9 protein-coding genes are annotated in these 12,624 nt (G+C 61.3%); 3 read left to right on the top strand and 6 right to left on the bottom strand.

The window, feature by feature from the left end; genetic code table 11:
- Nucleotides 1–51: 51 nt before the first annotated feature.
- The gene (locus tag ACN0SD_RS10435) at nucleotides 52–684 is read right to left on the bottom strand and encodes an acetyltransferase (protein WP_417808183.1); all 633 of its coding nucleotides are present in this window, start codon (nucleotides 682–684) and stop codon (nucleotides 52–54) included.
- Between the two features lie 337 nt (nucleotides 685–1,021).
- On the opposite strand from ACN0SD_RS10435, the gene ACN0SD_RS10430 reads away from it, so the two are divergent.
- Together ACN0SD_RS10430 and ACN0SD_RS10425 are read left to right on the top strand one after the other, a co-directional pair.
- On the top strand, nucleotides 1,022–2,755 hold the full coding sequence (locus tag ACN0SD_RS10430) for a type I secretion system permease/ATPase (protein ID WP_417808182.1): 1,734 nt from the start codon (nucleotides 1,022–1,024) through the stop codon (nucleotides 2,753–2,755).
- The gene (locus ACN0SD_RS10425) at nucleotides 2,755–4,062 is read left to right on the top strand and encodes an HlyD family type I secretion periplasmic adaptor subunit (protein WP_417808181.1); all 1,308 of its coding nucleotides are present in this window, start codon (nucleotides 2,755–2,757) and stop codon (nucleotides 4,060–4,062) included. Before ACN0SD_RS10430 ends, ACN0SD_RS10425 begins: the two co-directional genes overlap by 1 nt.
- A 174-nt stretch (nucleotides 4,063–4,236) precedes the next feature.
- Here the strand turns inward: ACN0SD_RS10425 and ACN0SD_RS10420 are convergent, their stop codons facing one another.
- From ACN0SD_RS10420 to ACN0SD_RS10400, 5 genes are all read right to left on the bottom strand, one after another.
- On the bottom strand, nucleotides 4,237–6,423 hold the full coding sequence (locus tag ACN0SD_RS10420) for a GumC family protein (RefSeq protein ID WP_417808180.1): 2,187 nt from the start codon (nucleotides 6,421–6,423) through the stop codon (nucleotides 4,237–4,239).
- Complete coding sequence (locus ACN0SD_RS10415; protein WP_417808179.1) at nucleotides 6,420–7,589, bottom strand: glycosyltransferase family 4 protein; 1,170 nt, start codon at nucleotides 7,587–7,589, stop codon at nucleotides 6,420–6,422. The genes ACN0SD_RS10420 and ACN0SD_RS10415 overlap by 4 nt, the downstream gene beginning before the upstream one ends.
- 106 nt (nucleotides 7,590–7,695) lie before the next feature.
- Nucleotides 7,696–8,796, bottom strand: coding sequence for a glycosyltransferase family 4 protein (locus ACN0SD_RS10410; RefSeq protein WP_417808178.1), 1,101 nt, complete (start codon nucleotides 8,794–8,796; stop codon nucleotides 7,696–7,698).
- Entirely contained in the window at nucleotides 8,793–9,743 is a 951-nt protein-coding gene (locus ACN0SD_RS10405) for a glycosyltransferase (protein ID WP_417808177.1), read from the bottom strand. Before ACN0SD_RS10405 ends, ACN0SD_RS10410 begins: the two co-directional genes overlap by 4 nt.
- 52 nt (nucleotides 9,744–9,795) lie before the next feature.
- On the bottom strand, nucleotides 9,796–11,037 hold the full coding sequence (locus ACN0SD_RS10400; protein WP_417808176.1) for a polysaccharide biosynthesis/export family protein: 1,242 nt from the start codon (nucleotides 11,035–11,037) through the stop codon (nucleotides 9,796–9,798).
- 379 nt (nucleotides 11,038–11,416) lie between these two features.
- Here ACN0SD_RS10400 and ACN0SD_RS10395 point away from each other — a divergent pair, with 379 nt between their 5' ends.
- Nucleotides 11,417–12,619 (top strand): O-antigen ligase family protein, encoded by a 1,203-nt coding sequence (locus tag ACN0SD_RS10395; protein ID WP_417808175.1) that lies wholly within the window; start codon nucleotides 11,417–11,419, stop codon nucleotides 12,617–12,619.
- Nucleotides 12,620–12,624 lie beyond the last annotated feature (5 nt).

Raw genomic sequence — 12,624 nt, 5'->3', positions numbered from 1 at the left:
AGACGGGACGGGTATCGGCGGGGCGCGGGCGACCTTGGGGCGACATCGCCCCTAGCTGCGGCGCGGGATCTCGCGTGCCGGATTGCCCACCATCACCGCGCCGGGCGCGACATCGTTCAGTACATTCGCCCCCATCCCGATCAGTGCCCCGTCCCCGATCCGCACTCCGTTGCGGATCGAGCAGGCGCTGGCGATATAACAACTCTCGCCAATCTCAACCGAGCCCGCGATGGTCACATTCGAGCCGATCAGCGAATAATCCCCGATCCTCACATCGTGATGAATGACCGAATGGGGCAGTACCATCACATGCGCCCCCAAGACCGCATTCGAGGTCACCGTAACGCCGCAATGCAAAACCACGCCCGCACCAAGCTGGGCAAAGCGCGACATGGTTGCGCGTGGGTGGATGATCTGGGCGTAGCGCTCGGGTGCAATGTCGAGCCGCGCAATCAATTCACGTCGTTGCAGATAAGATGCCTGCGAGCCAATCAGAAACAGAAACTGCGCCTCGCCATAGTCATGGGCGCGCGACAACGGGGCAACCGGGATGCCCTCAAATGTCGGGCCATGCGTGGGATCATCCGACAGGATCGCGGTGATTTCGAACTGCGTCTGCACGGCCTCGAATATCTCGCGGGTATTTCCGCTCAGACCGATCAGAATAATGTGTGGGCGTGTCACCGCGAAATTCCGTTTCATTTAGATGGGTTTGGCCAATCAAGCTGGCGTTCCCGTCGTCATAGCACGATTCGCGATTTTCGGTCATCGCCTAGCTGTCCGCCGATCGGATGGCGGGAAATGGCTTGTCTGGTAAGGCTGCGATGGCGTGAGCGGAGGTTTCATGATCAAAGCCCCAACCTCGTAACACAAGGTCCGCCGGAGTGCGCAGTCCCGATTCACGGCACCTCTCGCCGCAAGTTTCCAAACAAGTGCTAACTCGCGTCGCGCCCACCTTGCGATAGCTTTCAAACCCACCATTTCGCCTATCCGATCCGCCGCTAATTGAAGGTAACCCAAGATGTCCCAGCAAGTCCCCATTCATGGTCGAGCCGAACTGCGCGCGGCGCGCAGGGAGTCATGGGGCCTGTATGTCTTTGTCGGGGTGTTCAGCGTTTTCGTGAACCTGTTGATGCTGACGGGGCCGCTTTACATGCTGCAGGTCTATGACCGGGTGCTCGGTAGCCGATCGGTCGAAACGCTGGTGGCGCTGACGGCGCTGGTGGCGTTTCTGTATGGCATGATGGGGCTTCTTGATTATGCGCGCGGGCGCATCATGGGTCGGGTGGGCGCGCGGTTTCAATCGCGCCTTGATCGGCGGGTGTTTGACGCAGTAGTGCGCAAATCCGCGATTGCGCCGGATGAGCGCACGACGACCGGGCTGGCTGATCTGGAGGTGGTGCAACGATTGATTTCATCACCTGTGCTGACCTCGGTTTTCGATCTGCCCTGGACGCCCCTTTTTCTGGCGGGGATCTGGATATTCCACCCCTGGCTTGGAACGCTCGCGCTGATCGGGGGGGCAATTTTGGTGGTGGTTGCGCTGGTCAACCAGTTTGCCACAAGCGGCTCGCTTGGGCGTGCAAATCAAGCGGCGGTGCAAGCCGGGGTGATGGCCAATCAGATCCGCGCCGAGGCCGAAATGGTTCAGGCGATGGGGATGCGCGACGCCGCGTTTGATCGCTGGCATAAAGCGCGCGGACGTGCGCTTGGGGCGCAGATCCGCGCTTCTGATCTGGGCGGCACGTTCAGCGTTACCACCAAGACGTTTCGGCTGTTCTTGCAGTCGGCAATGCTGGGGCTCGGGGCCTATCTGGTGTTGCGCGGCGAGATGACGGCGGGCGCGATGATTGCGGCCTCGATCCTGTTGGGGCGCGCCTTGGCCCCGGTCGAGCAGATCGTTGGTCAATGGGCGATGATCCAGCGCGCGCGCAAAGGCTGGAGCAGCTTGGAAGTGCTGCTTGAGCAAGTCCCGCCCGAAGGCGCGCGCACCGAATTGCCCCGCCCGAAAGCCCGCCTTGAGGTGAATAACCTCACTATTCTGGCCCCCGGCGAAGCCGAGCCGGTGCTGAAAGCCGTCAGCTTCAAGGTTGAGCCGGGCCAAGCCATCGGCGTGATTGGCACGTCGGGTTCGGGCAAGTCTACACTGGCGCGCGCGATCACCGGAGTGTGGCGGCCGCGCTCGGGAACGATCCGGCTGGATGGCGCGACGCTGGATCAGTTCGCGCCCCATATGCTGGGGCGTCACATCGGCTACCTGCCCCAACGGGTGCAGTTGTTTGAGGGCACGATTGCCGAAAATATCGCCCGCCTGTCGGATGCACCCGACCCCACAGCGGTCGTCGCGGCAGCGGTCAAGGCTGATGCGCATGAGATGATCCTCAAACTGCCGCAGGGCTATGACACGCTGGTGTCAGCCAATGGCGGACGGTTGTCGGGGGGGCAAATGCAGCGCATCGGGCTGGCGCGCGCGATGTATGGTGATCCGGTGATCTTGGTGCTCGACGAACCCAATTCCAATCTTGATAGTGAAGGAAGTGCCGCCGTGAACACAGCGATCCGAGGCTTCAAGGAGGCCGGAAAATCGGTGCTGATCATGGCCCATCGCCCGGCCGCGATCAAAGAATGCAACATTTTGTTAATGCTAGAAAACGGTGCTGTGCGCGCCTTTGGGCCAAAAGACGATGTGCTGCGCGAGGTTGTTCAGAACCGCAGCAAAATCGTGCAATCTGTCGGCACCGGAGGGATCAAATAATGGACCACGATCAGAACACGGCATGGTCGGCGCGCTGGCCGATTTCGATTGGGATTATCGGTTTGGTCCTGCTGCTTGGCGGGTTTGGCGGCTGGGCTGCCTTTACCAATATCTCCGGTGCCGTCATTTCCAGCGGGCGTATCGAGGTCGATCAAAACCGTCAGGTGGTACAGCATCCCGATGGCGGGGTGGTGTCCGAGATTTTGGTCGATGAGGGGCAGATGGTAAAGACGGGTCAGGCTTTGTTGCGCCTTGATGCGACGACGCTCAAATCCAAGCTCTTGATCACCGAAAACGAGTTGTTTGAGCTGATGGCGCGTCGTGGCCGGCTAGAGGCCGAACGGGATGGGATCGCGACGATCTCCTTTGATCCGCTGCTCATGCAAGCCGCAACTGAAAACGCCGATGTTCGAGGGTTGATGGAGGGACAGAAGCGGTTGCTGGCTGCGCGTGCCGAGACCCAGAAGAACGAGATTTCACAGCTTACGAAACGCAAGTTGCAGATTGCCGATCAGATCAAGGGTATCGTGGCGCAGCAAAACGCGCTGAGCCAGCAAAATGACCTGATCGCTTCGGAACTGGCCGATCAGCAATCGCTTTTGGACAGAGGGCTGGCACAGGCCTCGCGCGTGTTGTCATTGCAGCGCGAAGCGGCCGGGCTGCAGGGCAGTCTCGGCGAGTTGACCGCGCAAAAGGCTCAGTCTGAAGGCCGCATGACGGAAATCGATATCGAGCTTTTGAAATTGCAATCGGGTCTGCGCGAAGAGACCAACACAACGTTGCAAGATTTGCAATATCGCGAGCTTGAACTGCGCGAGCAGCGCTCGTCGTTGATCGAACAGATCAACCGGCTGGATATTGTCGCGCCGGTGTCTGGTGTGGTTTACGGGCTGCAAGTGTTTGCGCCGCGCTCGGTGCTGAAGCCGGCGGAGCCGGTGCTTTATATCGTGCCGCAGGATCGGCCTTTGGTGATCCACGCACAGGTGGCGCCAAACCATATCGACCAGATCCGCATCGGGCAGGACGTGCGCGTGCGGTTCTCGGCGCTGGACCGTCACACAACGCCCGAACTGACGGGCAATGTCGTGCAGATATCGGCGGATGCGTTTCAGGATGAAGCCTCGAAGACAAGCTATTACCGCGTTGAAGTCACCCTGAGCGAGAATGAGCGGGAGCGGCTGCCTGACGATGTGACGTTGATCCCCGGCATGCCCGTAGAGGTGTTCATCCGCACTCAGGATCGCACGCCGCTGGCCTATTTGGTCAAGCCGCTCAGCGACTATTTCGCCCGCGCCTTTCGCGGCTAAGCGGTTGGGGAAAGCGCAGCGCGGTGCCGCGTGGGCGGCGCGATTTCTGTGGGGCTCGGTTTGGTTTGGAAGTCGTCTGAACCGGTTTACGCAACGTGCAAATGCCCAAGATCAGGCGCATCGCGGCGCAGTTGGCGCGTCTTTAGCGGCGGGGCTCACGAAAGCATCGCGCGCCTACCACGCATCCGCGCGCGCCGCGTGGGCGAAGGCGGTGCCATCCCCGAACGGATACAGCGCTTGGCGGCGTGCATCGACGCGGTTCAGCACGCTTAGCACGCGATTCACGCCCGCCAGTTGCAGATGATCGGCACTCGCGCGCACCGCGTCTTGGGGTGAGTGTCCCCAGCGGATCACCATCAAGACCTGCTCCATCACCGCGGCAATCTGCGTCGTCGAGGCGCTGCTTAGCGCGGGGGGGCAGATGAAGATCGCCATCAACCGATGCGTAGAGGCATATTTCAGAATAGCGCGAATGGCCTGCGCATCTTCAAGCGGCGGCAAGGGGCTGTTTCCGCGATGCAGGATCCGCAGACCATCGGGGTCCGTACAATCGACCAGCTCGCCCAGATCGCGACCCTCGCGCAGATGCTCGGCCAGACCTGCCGGGGCGATCTCGGAGTGTGCTTTGTCGGGATGCAAAATCGCGGGCAGGTGCTCGATATACCAAGGCTCACGCGGGCCAACCGTATCAATAAGTAGCACGCCCTGACCGCTTGCAACCAATTCGCGCGCCAGCCGGTAGCCGACAAAGCGCGCACCGTCATGGGCCTGAACGGGCGTAATCATCAGGCTGCGAGGCAGCGCGCCGCCCTCTTGCCCGGCGATCATCCGTATCACAGAATTCAGTGCTAGCTTGAAATGTTTCTCCTTGCCCTGTGCTTTGCCCCTGTGCGCCACTGCTGGCAGCATTCCGACGGGGACAAGATCGGGGTCGTCGTCAAATTGCACATGCGAGCGCGCAGTGCGATCCGTCAGATCCCGCGCCCCCGCCAAAGTCAGCGCGAATAGCCCCGAGGCGAGCATCGTGAAGAACAGATAGATCTTGCGCCCGCGCCCTTCAGGCCAAAGCGGCGGCGTTGCCGGGGCGATCATTTCAAGGTCAAGCGCGGGCTGGGACAGGCGTGCCTCAAGCTGGCGGCGCTGACCCTCATAGCCATCCAGAATAGTGCGCTGCGCATCCGCGCGCCGGATCAGGTTGATCAGTTTCAGTTCGGCTACTGTCGTTTTTGACAACGTGCCCTGCAACGCATCGCGGTTCTGCGTCAGGATCGCTTGCTCATCCTCAAGCTGACCAAGCTGGGCGCGCATTGAGGCCGCCCAAGAGGTCAGCTCATCGCGGATCGAGCTTTCGATCTCGGCGATATGGGCGCGCTCCACCAGGACCCCGCCGTAAGCATCACCGTAACTTGCCGTCAGCTGTGCGAGCGAGCGTTTGCGCAATTGTAGCGCCTTTCGCAGATCGCTGAGTTCCTCAGGCTCGTCTTGGGTGATCCCGCTATCTCCGGCCAACGCAGCTTCGACCGAGCGAATTTTGCCACGCAGTTCCGACGTTTTGCGCTGAAGATCGGAGAGTTGTTCATTGACCAGAACGATGCGGCTTTGCTCCAACGTTTCCGAGCGTCCGACCGAGGTGACGCCACTTTCTTCTTGATAGTTTTGTACTTCGGCGGCGGCTTGCGCGACGTTGGTTTTCTGAGCTGCAATCTGGGCATCCAAAAGTTCAAGCGCGCCAGAAATGCGCTGTTGGTGCTTGGCCTCGCGATCTTTCAGATAGATGCCGATCATCGCGTTTGGCACCTCGGCGGCCAGCTTTGGATCGGGTGCGCTAAAGCTAATTTGTACGACCTGACTTTTGGTCTCATGCCAGACCGAGAGGTGCTGGTAATAAGATGACAGTACGCGCTCTTGTGTGCCAAGGGGTTGCGCGGTTTCTGATTTGCCAGACAGGGCCGATTTCAGCCCCGTATAGGCCCGGCTGATCGCACTGGGGGGCTGCGCCTGCGGATTAAACGCCGGGAGGGCTGCAAGATCAAACTGGGTGATGACCTGATCGGCAATCGCGCGCGAGCGCAGGCGCTCGACCTCATCGCTAAGGTCTGGAGCACTCGCTTCGGTGCCGGTGTCGATGGCAAGTGTCGGGTGAATCAGAAACCGGGCCTGCGCGCGATAGACCGGTTCAATGGCGATGATGAAAGGCAGCGCCAGAACAGTCAAAACGCCCGTTACCATCGCAATAAACCGGGCATTGCGCCGCACCATCCGCACCATTGCGCCCAGGTCGAAATCGGCCTCGCGCGGTTGGGCGGGATCGGGGGCAGCAAAGGTCATGTGTGAGGGTCGCTTGGGTTGAAGCTGGTTCATGCCGTTCCTCGCTGGGTCGGCGCGCCTTGCAATGCGCCTTGAGAGACGGATTGAAGCAAGGCGTCGAGCTTGCCGACATAGGCTTCGATGCTGAGGGCGTTCAGATATTGCGCCCGTCCCGCCTGCGCGATTTGCGCACGCTTTTCGGGGTTGGAAATCAGGTCGCTCAGGGCGTGGGCCAACGCGGCGACATCGCCGACGGGGACGAACAGACAGGTCTTGCCATCGCACAGAATTTCTTCATGCGCGCCCACCCGCGTCGTCACCACCGCAAGCCCATGCGCCAGCCCTTCAAGCACCGCCATCGCCATGCCTTCGCCATGCGATGGCAGAACCAAAATATCCGAACTTTCGCACAGCGTGCGGGTCTGCGCACTGCTCAGCCAACCGGGCAGCGTCACGCGCTCGGACAGCCCCAGACGCGCCGCCTCGGCGCTGTAGTGATCCACGGGACCATCGCCCGCTAACACGGCGGACCAGTGCAGCGACTGCATGGAGGGATGGGCTAAGGCGCCTAGCAGTTCCGGCACACCTTTGCGCGGCCCCAATTGCCCCAGAAACACGATCCGGGTTGGAGCGTTTGCGGGGGGCAAATCGGCGGACGCAACGTCGCTGGCATCTTGTTGCGGGTCGGGCACGGCATTGTGCAACACGCCGATACTGCGCGGCGGCACGCCCAGCAAATCCGTGGCGGTGGAACGATCACGCTCCCCCAAAACGATGACACGATCGGCGCCGCGAAACAGGGTGCGGATCGCGCGTCTTTGCCAATTTGGGCGGCGCAGGAAATCGGCGGCATAATCGAAATCATGCAAATGCAGCACATGGGTGCATCCCAACCCACGCGCCAAGCCCCCGAGGATCAGCTTGCGCGACGTGCTGCCCCGCCCGGCGATATGCAGATGATGCACCCGGCCCGGTGCTAGCAGGCGATCTTTGATCATCAAAGTCATCGCTGTCCACAGGACGGGTGGCGAGCGCAGTTTGTCCCACCGTGCCCCGCGCGTGTCGGTGACGCGGTGATCATGGGTGCCTTGGGATTGCGATGCCAGAATATAGCCAATCAAACGCCCGATCCCGCCGCCATGCTCTGTGCCGCCCGCCACATAGTGGCGCACGCTTGGCTCTGGCATCGGTTTAGGACGCTTATGGCTGATCTTGCGCACGTTTCCCCATCCGTTCGCTGATATTTCTTGGCTTTAACTGTCCGGCAGTGGCGCGTGCGGAACAACGTAACTTCCCGATATCGCGCCCATCTGTTTGGTGGACGCCCTAGACCCTTTGGAGGATGCGGGCGTAAAGCTGTTGCGCCTGCGCACCGACGATTGCAGGGGCAACCACGGTGTCCGCCCATTTGCGCGCCCGTTCGCCACATTGCGCGCGCAAATCGCTATCTTGCGCCATTTGTGCAATTGCATCGGCGAGTTGCGCGGGGTCGTTGGGCGCCACGACCAGCCCCGTTCCATGCGGTTCGACACTGGCACGCAGCTCGCCCACATCGCTGACCACAACGGGCTTGCCAAAGGTTGCCGCCACCGGCAGCACGCCGCTTTGCGAGGCTTCGCGGTAAGGCAGCACCACCAGATCAGCGTCCAGAAAGAGCTGCGCGACCTCGCTATCCTCGATAAAGCGGTGGCGGATATCGTAACGCTCGGGCCGCCCCATCAGATCGCGCAGCGCCATCGGATCATCGCCCCGCCCGGCCACGACGATGCGCAAGCCCGGAACGCGATCACCCAGAAGCGCCTCGGCGCGCAAAAGCGTATCGAGGCCCTTATAGGCAAAAACACGGCCAAACAGCAAAACCATGAAACTGCCTTTCGGTGTGCGCCGCGTCAGCCCATTCGCGCGCGCCAGATCGGCGTAACGCGGCATCGCGGGGTGGGGTAGCACGTGGATGCGATCGCCGGGTTTGTGAAATGTTTCGGCCGCGCTGGTGCGCAAGCCTTCGCCATGCACCACGACATCGCCTGACTGGCGCACCATCAGGCGCGGTGCCCATGCGGGCAGCGTGGCGGTGTCGCGATCTCCGGGGTGCAGACGGGTGTCGTGGATCGTCGTCAGCAAGGGGATCGGCCGCCAGAACGGCACGGCCAGATTAAGCCAAAGGGCCGTGTTACTGAGCAGGTGTATCAGGTCGGGTTTGCGCTGTTTTGTCAACCGCGTGAGGCGGATCAAAAACGCCAGATTAGCTAGACTTCGATGGCGTGGCCAGTCCATCAAGACCAAATCAATCGCGGGGTCCAGCGCCTCGCGCAGCGCCGCGAACCGCGCGCGCGGGGCCACCAGCGTCACGGCCATATTGGCCGCAACTCCATTGGCGAATGCGATGGTGTAATCAAGCGGTTCAGCGCCGATCAGCAGCACTTTCATGGCGCGCGGACCGGATCAGTGTTGTCCATGCCTGCGCCTGAGACCTCACGGATCGCGCGCAAACTATCACGGATGCGGCGTGCCAGAACCGGTTCACCAGGATCGCGCAGCCCATCCCATAACAGTGCCAAACGCGCCGCCGGCGAGGCTCCCTCAAGACGCGCGCGCGCGCTCTGATAGGGGAAGTGTTCCGCCAGATCGAGGCGATGGGGCTGCCCTCGGTCGGTCAAAAACGCGTTGGTGGCCGCAACGGTGGCGTCCCAATGGGCCATGCGCTTTTGCAACATTGCGGCATCGTCTTGCGCACGATACCAGTTGTTTGCGTGGATGAAATAATAGCCCAATGGTTCAGGCAGTGCCGCGACGCGGGTGAAAAACGGATAGAGCCCGACCAGCCATGCATCGGCGGAAATGCGAAAGCTGTCAGGGATGTCGCCGATCTGGTTCCACAGGTCACGGCGCACTGACACCGCAGAGGTCATCGGAAACGGCCAACGCCCCCCCGAGCGCACCATCAGCGGGGCCAGATCACCCTGACACAGGCTGCGCGGGATCGGCGCAAAGGCGTTGCTGCCATCGGTGTTGATCGGTTGCAGCCGGTGATAGACCAGCCCCACGCGCGGATCGGCGTCAAAGGCGGCGGCAGTGGCGGCCAGCTTGTTGGGCGCCCACCAGTCATCGGCGTCCAGAAAGCACAAAATCTTGCCACGGCTATGGCGCACGCCGGTATTGATCGCGGCGGCCTGCCCGGCATTGCTTTGAAATACAGCCGCAATCTGATCGCCAAAGCTTTCGATTACCGCGCGGCTATTATCGCCCGAGCCATCGTCCACCACGATCACCTCGGCGTGCACACCGGTCTGATCCAGCGCGCTTTGCACGGCGCGCGCCAGATACGCGCCGTAATTGTAATTGTTGATGATGACGCTGATCAAAGGTGCGGTCATGCGGCAATGCTCCGGTGCGCAAGGGGCTGGAAATTACGGGTCGGGCGCGTGCCTAGCCGCGCGGCAGGTCGGGCAGGCTGAGTTCCACGATATCGCCGGGTTCAAGATTGCTCTCCATGTTCGCCTGCACTTGGCGCGTTTCATTGCCAGAGCGGCGGTAGATCACGACATCGGGCACCACAGCAGAGATCCCCGATTGCGGATCGCTCTTTTGCCCAGCGGCCAGGAGATGCCCGGCGATGATATCCAACTCCGATTGCAGCGTGGCGCGTTGGCTGAGTGCTGCGCGGTAGGCCTCACGGGTTTTGATGCGGGTCTGCGTGGCCTCAAGGCTCGTTTCGTGGCGGATGCGCTCCATCGACTGTCGTGCGCGCGCGGCAAAGGCGTAATTTTCCAGCAAGTCGCGTGACAGGCGGGAGTCTTCGCGTTGTTGTTCCATCAACTGCGGTAGCGGCACCAACCCGCGTTCAACGAGCTTGCGGGTTCTTTCCACCTCATCATGTTGAAGTTGTTGCTCGTGTTTTTGAAAGGTAGCTTGCTGTTCCAGAACGTCGATTTCGACCTCGGCCAATTTCACAGCGGTTTTGGCATAGGCAAGGTTCGCTGCGCGTTGAAAGGTCAGGTCGCGCAGCAGCGCGCTGTCGAGTGTCTGGATGGTTTCGACCGGGGTGCTCGGGTCAGCGGATGGGGCGCTGTCAGCGGGCGTGTTTTCCACCGAGTCAGGCGTGGTTTGGGCTGGCGCGTCCGCGAGCGCAAGCTGGGCTTTGAGCCGCAAGATCTCGCTCTCGGTTTGGGCCAGAGACAGCGACGTGGCGCGTTGGCGGGCAAGCAATTCCAGAACCTGACCGATGCCGACCGGCTCGACGCTCGTGGTGGTTTCTAGCCCGCCTGCCGCGATCAGCGCGTGGCGCACCGTCAGTCCGGGTTCATAAGGCACAGCGCCGCTGCGTTTGACCGCACCGCCGATATAGATTGGGCGGTAGGTCGAAATTTCGACCAGCACCACGGGATCTAGCAGGAAATTGCCATCCACCAGCGCGGCTTTGATCCGCGCGCTAATCTGGTCAAGATTTCTGCCCGCCACTGCGATACCGCCGACGAGGGGCAGGCGCACGCGGCCATCGGCATCCACGCGTGCATCGCGCGTCATTTCGGGGGTGCCCACGACCGAGACATACAGCACATCGCCCCGTTCAACCAATGTCTCAGCATGGGCTGGCGCGACGAATGTTTGCACCAGCAACAACGCGGCAAGGGCGACCGCTGCCCGCGCGCCCTTCATTGCTCTTTTCACTTGGAAAGATATCCCCACGGTTTCCTCCAGCGGCTGACGTGGCCTAGCCATCACCCTAGCGGGTTCGTGGCCCAGACCTAACATGCCTATCAGGCGTAAGCGGCGCAGGGTTCTACCTCTTTTGACGCCGCGCGGGGCATGGGGCCTCATCCGTATGATGCGATGCCATGCGGAAAGGGGGCTATCGTGACGGGCGGCGCGCGCGCAAACTTGGCAGCACCCGCCCGTGTAGGTGCGCAGCCTGTTGCGCCAGCGCGGCGAGTGTCATGAATGATTTGACGGAGCCTCGCCCTTGCCTGCATTCCTGCCCGCAGCCCGACCGGCCCCCAGATATCGCAGGCCCAGACCCCGCCGTCATAGCGTTCGTCTGAGCTGGCGTTTGCTAGAATGGTGGGGTGTTGCGATTGCGTTGTTTTTGCTGTCGGGGGCGGTGTTTCCGCTGCTCTTGATGGCGCAATCGGGCAGTCTTGGCGATTCAGAGCGCGGCCTGTTGCGGCTACTGCAATTGCCGGTGATCGCGATCACGCTGGTGCTTTTGAGCCGTCATTTGGGGGCGCTGTTGCTGGCCATTCGTCGGACGCTGCCAATGTTTGCGCTGTCGCTGATGGCCTTTGCGTCGATCTTTTGGTCGATTTCTTCCTCGATCTCCCTGCGCCGCGCGATCGCGCTGCTGGCGGCAATGTTGCTGGCCTATTTGCTGGCGATCCGGTTCACCCCGCGTCAGCTTTTAGTGCTTTTCTCATCAATCTTGGGGGCCTGTCTTGGGCTGAGCCTGGTAGTGGGCGTGATCGCGCCCCAGATCGCGTTCATGCCCGATGATACCGGGTTGCGCGGCGTCTATACCCATAAGAATGTTCTGGGCTGGGCCGCGTGTCTGGGGTTCATTCTGGCGCTGGGCTTGATGGCGGATGCCGGAGGGCGGTTGTTTCGCCGTGGGGTCGCCTTGCTACTGGCCAGCCTTGCGTGCCTCGTGCTGTCGGAGTCTTCGACCAGTCTGCTTGCCGCGATCACGGGATTGGTGCTGTTTGGCTTTTACACGCTGTTGCACCGCAAGCGCGGCATGGCGCGCGCGCTTTTGGTGTTGGTGGTATTGCAACTCGCCGCATTGCTATTGCTGTTTTTGGGCGAGTTTCTGGTGTCGTTTCTGGAATCAATGGGTAAGGACGCGACGCTGACGGGTCGTGTGCCGTTGTGGCATCTGGTGGATGGCTATATCGCGCAGCGGCCTTGGCATGGCTATGGCTATGGCGCGTTCTGGAGCGCAGGTAACCCGGCCAAATATACCATCGAAGAGACCCTGCAATGGACACCGCCGCACGCCCATAACGGCTATCGCGATATGTTGCTGAATTTCGGAATTCCGGGGTTGGTGCTGCTGGTGCTGACAATTGCGCGCGCGATCCGGCGGGGCGGTGTGCTGCTGTGTGCGCAACCCGAGGCAGGCTGGGCCTGGATGAATGTCAGCATCGGCGTGATGGTCGTGCTGAACCTCTCGGAAAGCAACTTCCTTGCACAAAACGATATTCAGTCGCTGATGATGATGACTGTCATTGCGATGTTCGGGCTGCGCGCGCCGCGCTAGGTTTG

It is taken from the genome of Thioclava sp., from assembly GCF_048263065.1.
In the GTDB taxonomy this organism is placed as follows: domain Bacteria; phylum Pseudomonadota; class Alphaproteobacteria; order Rhodobacterales; family Rhodobacteraceae; genus Thioclava.
Note: the sequence above shows the minus strand (reverse complement) of the source record. Positions and strands in the feature narration are given on the sequence as shown.

Coding starts and splice junctions, on each gene's coding strand:
- ACN0SD_RS10430 (WP_417808182.1), top strand. CDS start 1,022: ATGTCCCAGCAAGTCCCCATTCATGGTCGAGCCGAACTGCGCGCGGCG.
- ACN0SD_RS10425 (WP_417808181.1), top strand. CDS start 2,755: ATGGACCACGATCAGAACACGGCATGGTCGGCGCGCTGGCCGATTTCG.
- ACN0SD_RS10420 (WP_417808180.1), bottom strand. CDS start 6,423: ATGAACCAGCTTCAACCCAAGCGACCCTCACACATGACCTTTGCTGCC.
- ACN0SD_RS10410 (WP_417808178.1), bottom strand. CDS start 8,796: ATGAAAGTGCTGCTGATCGGCGCTGAACCGCTTGATTACACCATCGCA.
- ACN0SD_RS10405 (WP_417808177.1), bottom strand. CDS start 9,743: ATGACCGCACCTTTGATCAGCGTCATCATCAACAATTACAATTACGGC.